Raw genomic sequence first — 16466 nt, forward strand, 5'->3', positions numbered from 1 at the left:
GGAGAGGCGTTCCATCGCGCGTGCTCGGGCCATTCGTTGACAGGATCTGCTGACACGAAAGCCGCGTGTCACCGGGAAAAGTGACACGCGGCCGTGGTGCGGGGAGAACGAATCAGGCGCGCTTGGCGCGGGCGGCGGCGCGGCCGCGGGCGGCGGCGTCGAGCACGACCTTGCGGATGCGGACCGCGTCGGGCGTGATCTCCACGCACTCGTCCTCGCGGATGAACTCCAGCGCCTGCTCCAGCGAGAGCGTCCGCGGCGGGATGACCTTCTCGGTCTCCTCGCTCGTGGACGAGCGCATGTTCGTGAGCTTCTTCTCCTTGGTGATGTTCACGTCCATGTCGTCGGAACGCGAGTTCTCACCGATGATCATGCCCTCGTAGACCTCGGTGGTCGGCGAGACGAACAGCGTGCCGCGCTCCTGGAGGTTGAGCATGGCGAACGCGGTCACCGGGCCCGACCGGTCGGCCACCAGCGAGCCGTTGTTGCGGGTGCGCAGCTCGCCGAACCAGGGCTCGTAGGAGTCGAAGACGTGGTGGACCAGGCCGGTGCCGCGGGTCTCGGTCAGGAACTCGGTGCGGAAGCCGATCAGGCCGCGGGCCGGGACCACGAACTCCATGCGGATCCAGCCGGTGCCGTGGTTGGTCATGTGCTCCATGCGGCCCTTGCGGACGGCCAGGAGCTGGGTGACCGCGCCGAGGTACTCCTCCGGGCAGTCGACCGTCAGGCGCTCGACCGGCTCGTGCACCTTGCCGTCGATGGTCTTGGTGACCACCTGCGGCTTGCCGACGGTCAGCTCGTAGCCCTCGCGGCGCATCTGCTCGACGAGGATGGCCAGCGCCAGCTCACCGCGGCCCTGCACCTCCCAGGCGTCGGGACGGTCGGTGGGCAGCACGCGCAGCGACACGTTGCCGACCAGCTCCTTGTCGAGCCGGTCCTTGACCATGCGGGCAGTGACCTTCGAGCCCTTGACCTTGCCGACCAGCGGCGAGGTGTTGGTGCCGATCGTCATCGAGATCGCCGGCTCGTCGACCGTGATCAGCGGCAGCGGGCGCGGGTCCTCCGGGTCGGCCAGCGTCTCGCCGATCATGATCTCGGGGATGCCGGCGATGGCGATGATGTCGCCGGGGCCGGCCTCCTCGGCCGGCTTGCGCTCCAGCGCCTCCGTCATCAGCAGCTCGGTGATCTTCACCTTCTGGATCGTGCCGTCGGTACGGCACCAGGCGACCTGCTGGCCCTTGCGCATGATGCCCTGGTGGATCCGGCACAGCGCGATGCGGCCCAGGTAGGAGGAGGCGTCGAGGTTGGTGACGTGCGCCTGCAGCGGGGCGTTGGGGTCGTACGTGGGCGCCGGGATCGTCGACTTGATGATGTCGAACAGCGGCTCCAGGTCCTCCGAGTCGGGCATGCCGCCGTCGTCGGGACGGTTCATGGAGGCGCGGCCGGCCTTGGCCGAGGCGTAGACGATCGGGAAGTCGATCTGCTCCTCGGTGGCGTCGAGGTCCATGAAGAGCTCGTAGACCTCGTCGACGACCTCCTTGATGCGGGCGTCGGGGCGGTCGACCTTGTTGATGCACAGGATGACCGGCATCTTGGCGGCGAACGCCTTGCGCAGCACGAACCGGGTCTGCGGCAGCGGGCCCTCGGAGGCGTCGACCAGCAGCACCACACCGTCGACCATGGACAGGCCGCGCTCGACCTCGCCGCCGAAGTCGGCGTGGCCGGGGGTGTCGATGATGTTCAGGGTCATGCCGCCGTGCTTGACGGCGGTGTTCTTGGCGAGAATGGTGATGCCCTTCTCGCGCTCCAAATCGTTGGAGTCCATGACCCGGTCGTCGACGTCCTGGTTCGCGCGGAAGGCCCCGGACTGCCAGAGCATGGCGTCGACCAGTGTGGTCTTGCCATGGTCGACGTGCGCGATGATCGCGATGTTCCGCAGGTCGTCGCGGCTGTTCAAAGGCATGATGACTTCTCGCTCTGTGTCGTGGGGGCGGCCGCGCGAAGTCGCGACCCACCAAGTCTAGTTGATCCCCTCTCGTGACAAGAGCGGGACAAGGCGTCTGCGGCGCTGTAGGGGTGAACGCATCGGCCGGCGCGTCTGATTCCCGGCGTCCCGCATGGATCATGGGGAGCAGGGCAGGGAGCGACCGTGAGGGACGAAGGGCTGGTGCTGCTCGTCGCGTGGGGGCAGTTCGCGCTGCTCCTGGGGCTGCTGGCCTATTTCCTGCTGCGAGGCCGCACGTGAGGCGGACAGCGGCCCTGCTCGTGCTGCTCGTGCTGCTCGTGGGGGCGGCCGGCTGCGTGAGCCCCGCCTGGGACGACCACGACTACGCCCTCAAGGCCGAGCAGTCGGACGAGAGCGTCTCCTCCACCATCCGGATCGTCCGCCTGGCGGTCCAGAACTCCCACCGGCTGACCAGGCCGTACCTCAAGGTCGTGCTCACCGACGCGGCCGGCGAGCTGGACGCGGTCGGCGACCAGTTCGGCGGGGTCCAGCCGCCGTCCGAGCGGTCCGACCAGCTGCGCGAGCGGCTGCTCGACCGGATCCAGCGGGCCGAGGAGCTGGTGGACGACCTGCTCATCCAGGTACGCCGGGACCGGATCAAGGACCCCGCCCGGGCGGTGCGGGAGCTGGAGGCGCTGGGGTGAAGAAGCTCTTCGCCGTCACGCTCGGCATCCTCAGCGCCGTCGGCGGCTTCGTGGACATCGGCGACCTCGTGGCCAACTCGCTGGTCGGAGCCCGGTTCGGGATGTCGCTGGCGTGGGTCGTGGTGGTCGGCGTGGTGGGCATCTGCCTGTTCGCCGAGATGTCCGGCAGGATCGCCGCGGTCTCCGGCCGGCCGGTGTTCGACCTCGTCCGCGAGCGGCTCGGACCGCGGGCCGGCCTGCTCAACCTGGGGGCGTCGTTCCTCATCAACCTGCTCACGCTGGCCGCGGAGATCGGCGGCGCGTCGCTCGCCCTGGAGCTGGCCACCGGCGTCAACTACCTGCTGTGGGTGCCGGGGGTGGCGCTGGTCGCCTGGCTGGTGATGTGGCGCGTCAAGTTCGAGACCATGGAACGGGTGTTCGGGCTGGCCGGGCTCGCGCTGGTGGTCTTCGGGGTGGCGGCCTGGCAGCTCGGCCCCGACTGGGGGCAGCTGGGCAGCCAGCTCGCCGCGCCGCCGCAGGCCGAGGGGGCGGCGACCTACTGGTACTACGCGGTCGCGCTGCTCGGCGGCGCGATGACCCCGTACGAGGTGTTCTTCTTCTCCTCCGGCGGCGTCGAGGAGCGGTGGACGCGCGGGGACCTGGTGACCGCCCGCGCCAACGTGTTCGTCGGCTTCCCGCTCGGCGGCCTGTTGTCGCTGACCATCATGGTCTGCGCCGCCGCGGTGTTCCTGCCCGCGCAGATCCAGGTGGACTCGCTGGCGCAGATGGTGCTGCCGGTGGGCGTCGGGCTGGGCAGGATCGGGCTGGCGATGGCGATCATCGGGGTGTTCGCGGCCACGTTCGGCGCGACGCTGGAGACCGCGCTGTCGTCGGGGTACACGCTCAGCCAGTACTTCGGCTGGCGGTGGGGCAAGCGGGTGCGGCCGAGGGACGCCGCCCGGTTCCACGTCGTGGTGCTGGTCGCGGTCGTGCTGGCCGCGGCGCTCATCCTGACGACCGTCGACCCGGTCATGGTGACGGAGTACTCGCTGGTCTTCTCGGCCGCCGCGCTGCCGTTGACGTACCTGCCCGTGCTGATGATCGCCAACGATCCCGACTACATGAACGACCAGGTCAACAGCCGGTTCACCAACGCCGTCGGCACCGCGTACATGATCCTGCTGTCGGTGGTCGCGGTGGCGGCGATCCCGCTGCTGCTCGCCACGAAGGCGGGCCAATGAGGGCCCGGGAGCTCCACGCCGACCTGCACCTGCTCGACCGGCAGGTGGTCGGCGCCGACGACGGCGAGCCCGTGTGCAAGGTGGACGACCTGGAGCTGGCCGGCGACCCGCCGTACGTGGCGGCCCTGCTCGCCGGGCCGCTCGCGCTCGCCCCCCGCATCGGCGGCCTGCCCGGCTGGCTGATGAGCTCGGTGACCACGCTGTTCCGGCCGGAGGAGCACCCGCAGCCCCGGCGCGTCCCCATGCACCTGGTCACCGAGATCGGCAGCGCGATCAAGGTGAGCGGCGAGCTGGCCGAGCCCGCCCTCGAACGCTGGGCGCGGGAGAACGTGATCGCCCGGATCCCCGGCAGCGGCGGCGAGCGCCGGCCCGCAGGAGAGGTCGTGCACGCCGCCGGCTCCGCCCCGAGGATCAGCTGGTTCAAGGGCCGCACGGTGACCGACGCGGCCGGCGAGGTGGTCGGCAGGGTCGCCGACGTGCGGCTGTGCCAGGACGGCCCGCTGCTGATGGGCGTGCAGAACGCGTTCCGGGTCAGCGGCCTCATCGTCGTGCCGCGCCGCACCGGCAAGCTCTTCGGGTACGAGCGCGGCCCCGGCGGCCGGGCCCCCTGGCTGGTCGAGGCCCTGATCAGGCGCCGCCTCAAGGGCAGCAGGCTGGTGGCCTGGGAGCAGCTGGCCTGGGCGGGCTCCTGGTCGGAGGAGCCCGGCGCCGGCCTGCGCCTGAACGTGCCCGCCGACCGGCTCGCCCCCCTCACCGAGCTGTACGAGCGCGAGCCGGGACGTACATAGCAGGTTGCACATTTGTGTGCATGGCAGGAGCCGTCGCGGTCCCTACATTGTCGTCATGACGTGGACAGAGCTGGTTATGGGCTCGGCACCGAGCAAGGGCGACCAGCCGGCGGTGAGCGACGTCAGGACCGGCGAGGTGCTGTCGTACGCGCAGTTCGCCAGGCGGGTCACCCGCGCGGCGGGCGGGCTGCGGCGCGACGGGCTGGGCTACGGCGACCGCGTCCTCATCGACCTGCCGCTCGGCGCGTCGCTGGCGGTGGCGGTCCACGCGGTGGCCTGGGCGGGCGGCGTCGCCGTGCTGGGCGGCCCCGGCCCGGTCCGCATGGTGATCACCCGCGGTCCCCGCGAACCCGGCGGCGCCGCCGCCGACCGGGTCTACGCCTTCCGTCCCTCGCCCGGCGCGCTGCCGTTCGCCGGGCTGCTCAACGCGAGCCCGGTGGAGTTCGGCCCGCTGGCGGGCGCGGCGCTGGCGCCGGGCGGCGGCCGGGTGCTCGACCACGACGAGCTCGCCGCCGACCTGCGCAACCTGGCCGCCCGCCTGGTGGTCGGCAAGGACGACGTCGTGGTCAACGCGGCCGGCGACCTGCTCAAGGGGCTGCGGGTGCTCGACCTGGCGCTGATGTCGGGCGCCCACGTGGTGATCGCCGCCAACGAGCCGACCGTCATCGGCTGCCGGGTGCTGGCCGCCGAGCGCAGGGCCACCATGGTCGTGGCGCCCTATGACGTCGCCAGGCGGCTGGTGGGAAACCCCATTCTGCGCGTTGTGGACGAAAGGGCGATCGTCAGCTCGCTTGGCCTGTGAAAAGTGCGACACTGTGCAAGAGTGTGATCCTTCGGCGACGCAGGGTGAACACATGCCAGAGGCCCCCCGGCACAATCTTCCAGCAGAGCCCAACAGGTTCGTGGGCCGCGAACGCGACCTCGACGACCTGCGCGGGCTGTTCGGCGAGACGCGCGTGGTCACGTTGTGCGGCGTCGGCGGCATCGGCAAGACCCGGCTGGCCCTGCGGGTGGCCGCCGGGCTGGTGGACGGCTATCCGGGCGGGGTGTGGCTGGTCGAGCTGGCCCGGGTCAGCCGTCCTGAGCAGATCGTCCAGGAGATCGCCCGGGTGCTGCGGGTGCGCGAGGAGAGCGGGCGGCCGCTGCTCGACACCGTCACCGCCCGGCTGCGCGAGCTGCGCTGCCTGCTGCTGCTCGACAACTGCGAGCACCTGGTCGACGGGTGCGCCGAGCTGGCCGCCGAGCTGGTCGCCTGCTGCCCCCGGCTGAGCATCCTGGCCACCAGCCGGGAGCCGCTGCGCATCGCCAGCGAGCTGATCTGGCGGGTGCCGCCGCTCGACCTGCCCGAGATGGGATACGCCGACGCCGAGTCGGTGCAGCTGTTCATGGACCGGGCCGCCGCCGCCGGGACCCGGCTCGGCCCCGACAGCCTGCCCGACGTGGTCCGCCTGTGCCAGGCGCTCGACGGGCTGCCGCTGGCCCTGGAGCTGGCGGCGGCCCGTACGAGCCTGCTCAGCCCCGGGCAGATCGCCGACCGGCTCGACGACCGTTTCTCGCTGCTGACCACGGGCGGCCGTACGGCCCCGGCGCGGCAGCGCACGCTGCTGGCCACCGTCGACTGGAGCTACGACCTGCTGTCGGCCAAGGAGCAGGTGCTGCTGCGCCGGCTGTCGGTCTTCGCCCGTGACTTCGACCTCGACCTGGCCGAGCAGGTCTGCGCCGAGCGGCCCATCGCCCGGGACGAGATCGTCGACCTCCTCGGCGGCCTGGTCGACAAGTCCCTCGTGCTGTGCGACGAGGAACGCAGGCGCTACCGCATGCTGGAGACGATCAAGCGGTACGCGATGAAGCGGCTGGAGCGGGCCGGCGAGCGCGAGGACGTCCGCGAGCGGCACCTCACCGTCCTGTGCGACCTGCAGGAACGCCACTTCACGACCGAGATGGTCCGGCCCGGCGTGCCCTGGCCGGAGCGGCTGGAGTGCCTGACGGCCAGCAAACAGCTCCTCGACGACCAGCGGGCCGCCCTCGACTGGGCCGCCGAGTCCGGCAACGCGCGGCTGGGCCTGCGCCTGTGCGCCGCCAGCACCGCCCTGCTGCCCATCTCCGGCAACCTGACCGAGATCGTCGGCTGGATCGAGCGGCTGCTCTCGCTCGACCTCGAACCCGTGCCCGACGCGCAGGTCGCGCAGGGCAAGGCGTACCTCGCCTACGGGCTGGAGGCCCGCGACGAGCTCAGCCGGTCGCTGGAGGTGGCCACGGAGAGCCTGGCCGGCCTGGGCGAGGAGAACGTGTTCACCCGCTGCGTCATGCACAGCCTCGTGGTGGTGGTCCTGCTCCGCATGGGCCGCATCGACGAGGCGCTGCACCACGCCGAGCGGGGGCTGGCCGAGGCCACCGCGTCGGGCGACGCCTGGAACCAGGCGGCGGGGCTGGCCGGGCTGTCGGCGGTGGCGCTGACCAGGGGCCGGCTGCGCGAGGCCCAGCGGCTGGGCGACGAGGCCCTGGCGCGGGCGCGCGAGCACGGCCACCGCTGGCTCATGGCCAGGATGGCCGCCCAGCTCGGCGCCGTGGCCGAGGCCCGCGGCGACCTGGAGACCGCCAAGTCCCGTTACGAGCTGGCCGTCCCGTGGTTGTGCGAGCTGGGCAGCGACTCCGATCTGGCGCGCTGCCTGGCCAGGGTGGGCCGGGTCGCGGCCATGCTGGGGGAGTTCGCCCCGGCCAGGGAGCGGCTGGCCGACAGCCTCGCGCTGAGCCGGCAGACCGGCCAGCGGCAGGGGGTGGCCCGGTGCCTGGCCGGCCTGTCGGTGCTGGCCGAGCACGAGGGCGACCTCGACGGCGCGGTGCTGGCCGCCGCCGCCGCGGCCACGCTGCGCGAGTCGATCGGCCAGCACTCGGCCACGATCCGGATCGAGGAGCTGCTCTCGCGCGCCCGCGCCAAGCTCGGCGAGGGCCGTACGGCCTCCCTGTGGTCACGCGGCCGGGCGATGAGCCCCGACGCCGCCGCCCGCCAGGTGCTGGCGGGGGAGCGGCCGGCGGCGCCGCCGCCCGCGCCGGCCGAGCCGGTCAGGCACTCGCTGCTGACCGTGCGCGAGCTGGAGATCGCCGGCCTGCTCACCCGCGGCCTGTCCAACCGGGCCATCGCCGAGGAGCTGGTGATCAGCCCGGCGACGGTCGCCCGGCACATCGCCAACATCATGGAGAAGCTGGGGTACACCTCGCGCGCGCAGATCGCGGTGTGGGCCGCCGAGCACCCCAGCGCTTCTGCATAGGGATCTGCATATTCCGCCCCATGTAGGCACGTGACCCCCTCCCTACCGTGGACGCCATGGATGAGCACATCGTCATGGTGGACTCCGGCACGGGCGTGGAGCTCACCGAGAAGCAGCTGGACGAGCGGTCGTCGATCGCGACCGCCCAGTTGCGGCGCAGAGGGGTGCGCGCGGGCGACACGGTGCTCGTCTGCCTGCCCGTGGGGCCCGACCTGCTGGTGGCGGCGGACGCGGTGATGGCGGCGGGCGGCGTCGTCTGGCCGGTGCCCGCCGATCTGGACCGGGCCGGGCTGGGGGAGCGCATCCGGGCCAGCGGCGCGCGGGTGATGATCTCCGACGTGCCGGAGGCGCTGGAGGCGGCCGAGGAGTCGCGGGTGCGGATCGTGATGAGCGTGGCCGAGCTGGGCGGGCGGCATCCGTATCCGCGCAGTCGCGGACAGTCCACGGAAAGTGATCGCACGAGGTCGGCCGGAGGGGGAGACTGAGCGCACCTGTGATCCTCCGCTGACCCTGGGCGCCGACATGACCTCGCCAGTTCCGCACAACCTGCCCGCAGAGCCCAACCGTTTCGTCGGCCGCGGGCGCGACCTGACCGAGCTGAGCACGCTGGTCCACGACGAACGCGTGGTCACGCTGAGCGGCGTCGGCGGCATCGGCAAGACCCGCCTGTCGCTGCGGGTGGCGGCCAGGGCCGCGCCGGGCTTCGCCGACGGCGTCTGGCTGGTCGAGCTGGCCCGCCTCGCCGACCCCGCGCTGATCGTCAACGAGATGGCCGGGGTGCTCGGCGTCCGCGACGAGGCCCCGGGGCGGCTGCTCGACGGCCTGCGCGTACGGCTGCGCGAGGCCAGGGCGCTGATCGTGCTCGACAACTGCGAGCATCTGGTCGACCGCTGCGCCGAGCTGGTCGCCGGCCTGATCGCCGACTGCCCCCAGCTGCGTTTCCTGCTGACCAGCAGGGAGCCGCTGCGCATCCCCGGCGAGCTGGTCTGGCGGGTGCCGCCGCTGGAGCTGCCCGACGACCACCATCCCGACGCCGAGTCCGTGCTGTTGTTCGTCGAGCGGGCGCTGGCGGCGGGCGCCCGGTCCGTGACCGGCAGCATGGACGACGTCGTGCGCCTGTGCCGGGCGCTCGACGGCCTGCCGCTGGCGCTGGAGCTGGCCGCGGCCCGTACGAGCCTGATGAGCCCCGGCCGCATCGCCGACCGCATCGGCGACCGGTTCACCCTGCTGACCAGGGGCGACCGCACCGCGCCCGCCCGGCAGCGCACCCTGCTGGCCACCGTCGAGTGGAGCCACGACCTGCTGCGGCCCAAGGAGCGCGTGCTGCTGCGCCGGTTGTCGGTGTTCGCCGGGCTGTTCGACCTGGCCGTGGCCGAACGGGTGTGCGCCGACGGCGGCATCGTGCCCAGGGCCGAGCTGCTCGACCTGCTCAACGGCCTGGTGAACAAGTCGCTGGTGCTCCACCACGACGGGCGTTACCGCCTGCTGGAGACCATCAGACAGTACGCCGCCGAGCGGCTGGCCGAGGCCGGCGAGCTGACCCTGCTGCGCGACCGGCACCTGCGGGTGATCTGCGAGGAGATGGAACACTGCTACCAGGCCGGCACGCTCGACCCGCGCATGCCCTGGTCCGCCCGCGTCCCGCACTTCGTCAGGGGCCGCGCGCTGATGGACGACTGCCGGGCCGCGGTGGAGCGGGCGGTGGAGTCGCCCGACCCGGTGCTCGGGCTGCGCCTGGCCCGCGCCGCCCTGGCGATCCTGGCCGTACGCGGCGAGCTGGGCGAGACCGTCGGCTGGCACCAGCGGCTGCTCGCCCTCGACCTGTCCCGGGTGCCCTCCGACGTGGTCGCGGTGGCCAAGGGCGGCCTGGCGTACGGGCTGGAGATCTGCGACGAGCTGGCCCGCGCCGAGGAGCTGGTCGTGCAGGGGGTGGAGGAGCAGAAGAGGCATCCGTACACCCACTGGCTGGGCGTCACCTACAGCGTGGCGCTGGCCGTGTTCTTCCGCACCGGCCAGAGCGAGAAGGCGCTGCGTTACCTGGAGGAGCTGGAGGCGGCGGCCACCGCCCACGACGACCTGTTCAACCTGGCCACGGTCCGCATCGCCCAGCTCAACCTGGCGTTGTTCCGCGGCCAGCTCCGCCAGGCCCGCCGGCGCGGCGAGCAGGCGCTGGCCCTGGCCAGGGAGGCCGGCCACCACTGGACGCTGGCCAGGGCGCTGACCCACCTGGGCGCGGTGGCCGAGGCGGCGGGCGACCTGGAGGCTGCCATGACCTGCCACACCTCGGCCCTGCCGCTGCTGGAGGACATGGGCAACCGGGTGGAGCTGGCCCGCTGCCAGGCCAAGCTGGGCCGGGTGGCGGCCCGGATGCACGACTATCCGGCGGCCCGGCTGCACCTGGCCGCCAGCCTGGCGCTGAGCACCCGCACCGGCCAGCGCAGGGGCGTGGTGCGGGCGCTGACGGCCATGTCGGCGCTGGCGGCCGAGCAGGGCGACCTGGAGGGCGCGGTGCTGGCCGCCGCCGCCGCGACCGCGCTGCGCGAGGCCATCGGCCAGTACGGCGTCCCCGGCCCGGTGCAGGAGTTGCTCACGCGGGCCAGGGCCGGGCTCGGCGAGGGCCGGGTGTCGCTGCTGTGGGCCAAGGGGGCCCGGCAGTCGCCCGACGAGGTCGCCGCGCGCGTGCTCGACGCCGGCCAGGCCGTTCCCGCGGGGCCGTCCGGGCCGCCGCCGGGGGCCTGGCAGGGCGGGCTGACCGGCCGGGAGCTGGAGATCGCCGCGCTGCTCACGGGCGGGCTGAGCAACCGGGCCATCGCGCTGAAGCTGGTGATCAGCCCGGCCACGGTGGCCCGGCACGTCGCCAACATCATGGAGAAGCTGGGCTTCGCCTCCCGGGCCCAGATCGCGGTGTGGGCCACCGGGCACGGCCTGGAAACGGACCACGAATAAGCTGGTATTCATGCCTTTCGCGCCACATTTCCCGGTGATGCTCAGAACCGAGGACGGTGTCCGCATCGACGCCGCCCACACCCCCTCGGCGGCCGGGGACGTCGGGATCGTCATGGCGCACGGCTTCACCGGATCCTGGCGCGAGCGCACCGCCCGCCGCATCGCGCACGTGCTCAGCGGCTACGGCGGCGTGCTCGCGTTCGACTTCCGCGGCCACGGGCGCTCGGGCGGCGAGACGACGGTCGGCGACCTGGAGATCCTCGACGTGGAGGCCGCCGTACGGCATGCCCGCGTGGTCGGCTACCGGCGGATCGCGGTCGTGGGCTTCTCCATGGGGGCGGCGGTGGCCGTCCGGCACGCGGCGCTGCGCCGGGGCGTGGACGCGGTGGCGGCGGTCAGCGGCCCGGCGCGCTGGTACTACCGGGGCACCAAGCCCATGCGCCAGGTCCACTGGGCCATCGAGCAGCCGTTCGGCAGGTTCGCCGCCCGGCTGGCCAAGCGCACCAGGATCGCGAGCGGCCAGTGGGACCCGATCCCGATGCCGCCGCACGAGGCCGCCGCCCTGGTCTCGCCCGCCCCGCTGCTGGTCGTGCACGGCGACGCCGACGCCTTCTTCCCGCTGGACCACGCCCACCAGCTCTACGACGGCGCCCGCGAGCCCAAGGAGCTGTGGATCGAGCCGGGCTACGGGCACGCGGAGTCGGCCGCCAGCCCCGAACTCATCCGGCGTATCGGTAAATGGATCACCTCGAACCTTTCGTGAGTAATACCCGTCTATCTAAGACGGATGGAAAGGATCCGCCGGGAGAAAAGTCCTCGGGGAAGGAAACCGCCTTCGCGGTGACCTGGGACATACTTCAGTAGCCGGGCAGTCGCCGACTGTAGGCGGCGGATCCGGCACCTAGCGTCGCGGGGGCACGCTGGGTGCCTTTCCCCGGCCCGCGAGAGGGGCCCCGCGGCGCGCGGGGCCCCTCTTCGCCGCCGCTAGCCCAGCCGGGCGATCGTCTTGTACTCCAGGTAGCCGTTCAGGCCCTCGGGGCCGAGCTCGCGGCCGATGCCGCTGGCCTTGAAGCCGCCGAAGGGCGCGTTCGACTCCAGCATGAAGCAGTTGACGCCGTAGGTCCCGGTGCGCACCTGGCGGGCGACGTTCATGCCGCGCTCGGGGTCGGCCGTCCAGACCGTGCCGGCCAGGCCGTAGTCGCTGTCGTTGGCGATGCGCAGGGCGTCGGCCTCGTCCTCGTACGGGATCACCGCCAGGACCGGGCCGAAGATCTCCTCGCGGGCGATGCGCATGTCGTTGCTGACGTTGGCGAAGACCGTGGGGGCGACGTACCAGCCGCGGTCACGGGGACGGTCGAGGCCGCCGACGACGACCTTGGCGCCCTCGTCCATGCCGATCTTGATGTAGCCCTCGACGCGCTCCTGCTGGCGCTTGGCCACCAGCGGGCCGATGCCGGTCGCCGGGTCGGCCGGGTCGCCGACGGGCTGGGAGTTGACCATGTTCGCCACGGCGTCCACGACCTCGTCGTACCGGCTGCGGGAGGCCAGGATGCGGGTCTGGGCGACGCACGCCTGGCCGTTGTTCATCAGCGTGGCCATGGCCAGGAAGCCCATGCCGGCCTGCAGGTCGGCGTCGTCCAGGATGATCGCGGCGGACTTGCCGCCGAGCTCCAGGCTGACCCGCTTGAGCTGCTCGCCGCAGATGGAGGCGATGCGGCGGCCGGCGGCGGTGGAGCCGGTGAAGGCCACCTTGTCGACGCCGGGGTGGGAGATCAGGTGCTCGCTCACCTCGCGCCCGGCGGGCACGACGTTGAGCACGCCCGCCGGGATCCCGGCCTCGGCGGCCCACTCGGCCAGCAGGTAGGCGTCCAGCGGCGTCTCGGGCGCGGGCTTGAGCACGATCGTGCACCCGGCCAGCAGCGCGGGCGCGACCTTGGTCATGGTCACGAACTGGGGCACGTTCCACGGGACGACGGCCGCCACGACGCCGACCGGCTCGCGCCGCACGGTGATCGGCCCGAACAGCCCGGGACGCTCCTCCTCCTGGGCGAACTCCTTGCCCAGCCCGGCGTAGAACTGCAGCATGCCGAGCGGCTGCGGCGCCTGCGCGAGGTTGGAGAAGGTGATCGGCGAGCCCATCTCCTCGGTGATCAGGGCGGCCATCTCGCCCTGCCGCTCGTTGTAGATCGCGGCCAGCCGCTCGATCACGGCGGCCCGCTCGGCGAACGTCATGCGCGGCCACGGCCCGTGGTCGAACGCCTGGCGGGCGGCGGCCACCGCGCGTTCCACGTCCTCGGCGGCGCCGTCGGGGACGCGGCCCACGACCTCCTCGGTGTGGGGGGAGATGACGTCGATCGTCCCGGTGCCCGCGGGGGTCACCCATTCGCCCCCGATGAACAGCTTGTCGTGCTGGCGCATGTCGTGAGCCCTCCTGCTTGACCGAATGCTTGCTTGCTAGGCGTACGCCTCAAGGCGACCGAACCATGTTCTGTCCGGGCGCGCAAGAGGGGCGCGGCAGCGGCGTGCCGCGCCCCTCGGGGCGTCGCTAGCGGGGGTCGCCCAGCAGGTGCCGCATCGACCGCTTGACCAGGTCCGTACGCGTGGCCTGGCCGGTCAGGCTCTCCACGCCGAAGCCCAGATAGACGGTGTCCGCGGTGACGATGCCGCCGCCCTCCTCGAAGACCTGGTCGGTGCGGAACCAGTTGTTGATCGAGGGGGCCGAGCCGGCCGGCGGCGCGGCGACGGCCCAGCCGCCGAGGTCGGACTCGAAGGAGGTGTCACCGGCCGCCGCGCCGTCCAGGGTGACCTTGGCGTCGTCGAGGAAGACACCCGCGCCCTGGGTGGACCAGTCGCTGACGTAGGAGATCGACAGCTCGACCCGCTTGCCCGCGTACGGGGTCAGGTCCACCTTCCACTGCTGCCAGCCGCCGGAGTTGCCCGAGGCCGCGTGCCACGCGCCGGTGGACCCGGCCGGCTCGCAGGCCGCGCCCTGGTAGTGCCGGGTGAACGGGTGGATCACCCGCCAGCCGCCGCTGTTGGCGGCCTTGCAGCTCTCGCCGGTGCTCTGCGAGGTGTGGCCGTTGACGTCGGGGAGGGTGGTCCAGTCGTCGGCGCCCGCGGTGTGCGCCTCGACCGTCAGGAAGTCCCAGTCGGCCTCGGTGTCGTAGGAGGTCCAGAACGACAGGTCGCCTGAGCTCCTGCCGGTCAGGTCCACGGTCGTGGTCAGCCGTTTCCAGGAGACGTCGGCGATGCCGCTGTAGACGTCCCAGGAGCCGGTGTGGGGGTCGAACGGGCCGCCGGGGCGTACCCACTTGACCTGGGCCGAGCTCGCGAACAGCGGGAACTGCGCCGGGGGCAGGATGGCCGAGGTGGCCACGAACGAGTTGGTGTGGCTCGGCTGCAGCGTGCCGGTGAAGCCCTCGAACGTGCCGCCGTTGCCCTTCAGCGCGAACGGCTGCCCGCTCGCCGGGTCGGCGCCCCCGTCGTCGAAGAAGACGTAGGCGCCCAGCCAGTACTGCTGGAAGTCGTTGAACACCTGGATGCACGGCGGGTCGTCGGGGACCGTGCACTCGGGGTGGCCGGGCTGGTCGGGCTCGTAGTAGTAGGCGCCGTTGTTGTTGGCCGCGTACGAGGGGTACTTGCCGGCGTGCAGCAGCTTGCCGCCCTCGTTCAGGTAGTCGCGCACCGCCAGCTCGGTGTCCACGCCGCCCTTCGACGTGGTGCCGGCGACCTGGCCGGGGGAGCGGGGGATGACGTCGTCGCCGGTCTCCCAGACCACCGCCTTGTAGTGGCTGAGCACGCCGAGCGGGTGCGGGGCCTTGCGGCCCATCTTGTCCATGTCGTAGACGTCGGTCGTGTAGCCGGCGTCCTGGAGCGCCTTGACGTAGTCGGCGGCGTACTTGGCCTCGGTCCCGCCCTGGGCCGGGCTGAGGCCGGTGACGTCCTCGGTGGCCAGCACCAGCACCTTGCCGCCGATGTCGTCCTGCACGGTGTAGGTGAAGTCGCCGCTCTTCCTGCCGATCGCGCTGAACCAGACCTTGACCTTGTCGCCCGGCCGGGTGCCGGTGATCCTTCCGCGCAGCCGGTGGTAGTAGCGGTCGTAGCCCTTGCCGTACCGCTCGCCGCCCTTCCACTCGGCGGTCGGCGCGATCCTCGTCCGGCCGCCGTTGACCTGGTAGTTGAGCAGGACGGGGCCGATCTTCCGCTTGGCGGTGACCTGGACGGCCTGCTCGGCGCCGTAGCTGAACTCGAACGGGTCGAGCACGAAGTCGGGCGTCCTGTTGCCCAGGTGGCTGACCGGCTCGGCCGGGTCGACAGCGGACCTGGCGACGTCGAGCGCGAACGGCAGGTTCTTCTCGAACTCCGCCTGCACCGCCGCCTCGTCGTCGGGGAAGACGAACCCGCAGCCGTCGCAGCCCTCGTCGAGCTCCGGCGTCCAGGACAGGGTGCCGTACCTGGCGTGGGCGTGGTCGTTGGTGTCGCCGTTCGTGGTGTAGAGCTCCGCGCCGAGGTCGGGGTCGAACCCGGGGACGGCCGGGGCGTCGTCGTCGCCGGTCAGGGCCTCGTAGATCGGGTTGTCCGCGGTCTTCGTGGCGATCTGGAACCCGCTCGGGTAGAGCAGCAGCGGGCCGAAGGAGTGGTAGTTCAGGTTCATCTCGAACCTGACCCGGTTGAGCAGGCCGTCCATGGCCCTGGTCTCCGGCTCGCTGGCCGGGCCGGTGCCGCGGTAGGTCTCGCTGCTCGGGATGCTCGACGAGCCCTCCTCGTCGTAGCGGAAGTTCGTGGGGAAGTTCCGGTTCGGGTCCACGCCGTCGCCGTTGGTGATCTTCCCGTCGCCGTCGTTGTCGCGCAGGTTCTTGCGCCACAGGCGGTTGCCCTCGGTGAAGGTGAAGTCGTAGCCGTCGGGGTTGGCCACCGGCACGAACCACAGCTCGGTCCGGTTGAGCAGGTCCCGCAGCGCCGACCTGTTGGCGATCACGTACTTCAGCAGCCGCAGGTCCACCTCGGCGGCGATCCACTCGCGGGCGTGCTGGGTGGCCGAGTACAGCGTGGCGGGCTTGAGGCCGTCGGGCAGCAGCCGGGCTCCGGTGGAGACCTTGACGGCGAGGATGTCCTGGCCCTTGAGCGTCCTGCCGATGGACTGCAGCTTGACGATGTCCCTGTTGGCGTTCGCGATCGCCCTCAGCTGGTCGGCGATGCCGCCGCGTTCGGAGTACGACCGCCACACGGTGTAGCCGCCGGCCGCCTGGGCCCTGGCGGCCTGGAGGTTGCTCTGGCCCTGCGGGTTGCGCACGGGCTCGGGCCGCAGGCCCAGCTTGGCCAGCCCGGCCAGGTCGGCCTGGGCGGCGGTCAGCTCGACGTGCTCCTTGTCGCCGCCGTTCTCGTGCTGGACGACGTCGAAGCCCTTCTCCCGCAGGAACTGGGCGGTGCCCGGCTTGCCGTCCACCTGGTAGAGGTCGATGCGGTCGCCGGGCGGCAGCGGATCGACCGACGCCTCGGCGGTGAGGGGGACGAGGGAGGCGCCCAGGCCGACGAGCACGGCCGCGGCGATGGTGATGATTCGAGACACGATCTGCCCCTTCGCAGAGACGAGT

The 16466-nt window shown here is 72.2% G+C and carries 11 protein-coding genes; 8 read left to right on the forward strand and 3 right to left on the reverse strand.

Annotated features, from left to right (window positions below):
* Positions 1 to 112: 112 nt before the first annotated feature.
* Entirely contained in the window at positions 113 to 1963 is a 1851-nt protein-coding gene (typA, locus tag AB0J76_RS32430) for a translational GTPase TypA (protein WP_352324851.1), read from the reverse strand.
* A 278-nt stretch (positions 1964 to 2241) separates the two neighbouring features.
* Between typA and AB0J76_RS32435 the strand changes: the two genes are divergently transcribed.
* From AB0J76_RS32435 to AB0J76_RS32470, 8 genes are read left to right on the forward strand one after another with little or no spacing between them, the layout of a single operon-like run.
* On the forward strand, positions 2242 to 2649 hold the full coding sequence (locus tag AB0J76_RS32435; RefSeq protein ID WP_352324852.1) for a hypothetical protein: 408 nt from the start codon (positions 2242 to 2244) through the stop codon (positions 2647 to 2649).
* Positions 2646 to 3869, forward strand: a complete 1224-nt coding sequence (locus AB0J76_RS32440) for a divalent metal cation transporter (protein WP_352324853.1) — start codon at positions 2646 to 2648, stop codon at positions 3867 to 3869. Before AB0J76_RS32435 ends, AB0J76_RS32440 begins: the two co-directional genes overlap by 4 nt.
* On the forward strand, positions 3866 to 4657 hold the full coding sequence (locus AB0J76_RS32445; RefSeq protein WP_352324854.1) for a hypothetical protein: 792 nt from the start codon (positions 3866 to 3868) through the stop codon (positions 4655 to 4657). The genes AB0J76_RS32440 and AB0J76_RS32445 overlap by 4 nt, the downstream gene beginning before the upstream one ends.
* 55 nt (positions 4658 to 4712) lie before the next feature.
* The gene (locus AB0J76_RS32450) at positions 4713 to 5459 is read left to right on the forward strand and encodes an AMP-binding protein (protein ID WP_352324855.1); all 747 of its coding nucleotides are present in this window, start codon (positions 4713 to 4715) and stop codon (positions 5457 to 5459) included.
* Positions 5460 to 5511: 52 nt separating this feature from the next.
* The gene (locus AB0J76_RS32455) at positions 5512 to 7926 is read left to right on the forward strand and encodes a LuxR C-terminal-related transcriptional regulator (protein ID WP_364391541.1); all 2415 of its coding nucleotides are present in this window, start codon (positions 5512 to 5514) and stop codon (positions 7924 to 7926) included.
* A 56-nt stretch (positions 7927 to 7982) separates the two neighbouring features.
* Positions 7983 to 8411: an AMP-binding protein gene (locus AB0J76_RS32460; protein ID WP_352323973.1), complete on the forward strand. Its 429-nt coding sequence runs from the start codon at positions 7983 to 7985 to the stop codon at positions 8409 to 8411.
* Between the two features lie 37 nt (positions 8412 to 8448).
* A complete protein-coding gene (locus AB0J76_RS32465) occupies positions 8449 to 10872 on the forward strand; it encodes a LuxR C-terminal-related transcriptional regulator (protein WP_352323972.1) in 2424 nt (807 codons plus the stop codon).
* Positions 10873 to 10909: 37 nt separating this feature from the next.
* Positions 10910 to 11635, forward strand: coding sequence for an alpha/beta fold hydrolase (locus AB0J76_RS32470; RefSeq protein ID WP_352323971.1), 726 nt, complete (start codon positions 10910 to 10912; stop codon positions 11633 to 11635).
* 221 nt (positions 11636 to 11856) lie between these two features.
* On the opposite strand, the gene AB0J76_RS32475 is transcribed toward AB0J76_RS32470, so the two are convergent.
* Together AB0J76_RS32475 and AB0J76_RS32480 are read right to left on the reverse strand one after the other, a co-directional pair.
* Positions 11857 to 13290, reverse strand: a complete 1434-nt coding sequence (locus AB0J76_RS32475) for an aldehyde dehydrogenase (RefSeq protein WP_352323970.1) — start codon at positions 13288 to 13290, stop codon at positions 11857 to 11859.
* A gap of 127 nt (positions 13291 to 13417) precedes the next feature.
* Entirely contained in the window at positions 13418 to 16441 is a 3024-nt protein-coding gene (locus AB0J76_RS32480) for a M14 family zinc carboxypeptidase (protein ID WP_352323969.1), read from the reverse strand.
* Positions 16442 to 16466: the final 25 nt, after the last annotated feature.

Origin of the sequence: Nonomuraea sp. NPDC049624, assembly GCF_040675255.1 — a bacterium.
GTDB lineage: Bacteria > Actinomycetota > Actinomycetes > Streptosporangiales > Streptosporangiaceae > Nonomuraea.

Excerpts from the sequence above, each read along its gene's own strand:
- typA (WP_352324851.1), bottom strand. The coding sequence starts at position 1,963 with ATGCCTTTGAACAGCCGCGACGACCTGCGGAACATCGCGATCATCGCG.
- AB0J76_RS32470 (WP_352323971.1), top strand. The coding sequence starts at position 10,910 with ATGCTCAGAACCGAGGACGGTGTCCGCATCGACGCCGCCCACACCCCC.
- AB0J76_RS32460 (WP_352323973.1), top strand. The coding sequence starts at position 7,983 with ATGGATGAGCACATCGTCATGGTGGACTCCGGCACGGGCGTGGAGCTC.
- AB0J76_RS32465 (WP_352323972.1), top strand. The coding sequence starts at position 8,449 with ATGACCTCGCCAGTTCCGCACAACCTGCCCGCAGAGCCCAACCGTTTC.
- AB0J76_RS32450 (WP_352324855.1), top strand. The coding sequence starts at position 4,713 with ATGACGTGGACAGAGCTGGTTATGGGCTCGGCACCGAGCAAGGGCGAC.
- AB0J76_RS32445 (WP_352324854.1), top strand. The coding sequence starts at position 3,866 with ATGAGGGCCCGGGAGCTCCACGCCGACCTGCACCTGCTCGACCGGCAG.
- AB0J76_RS32455 (WP_364391541.1), top strand. The coding sequence starts at position 5,512 with ATGCCAGAGGCCCCCCGGCACAATCTTCCAGCAGAGCCCAACAGGTTC.
- AB0J76_RS32475 (WP_352323970.1), bottom strand. The coding sequence starts at position 13,290 with ATGCGCCAGCACGACAAGCTGTTCATCGGGGGCGAATGGGTGACCCCC.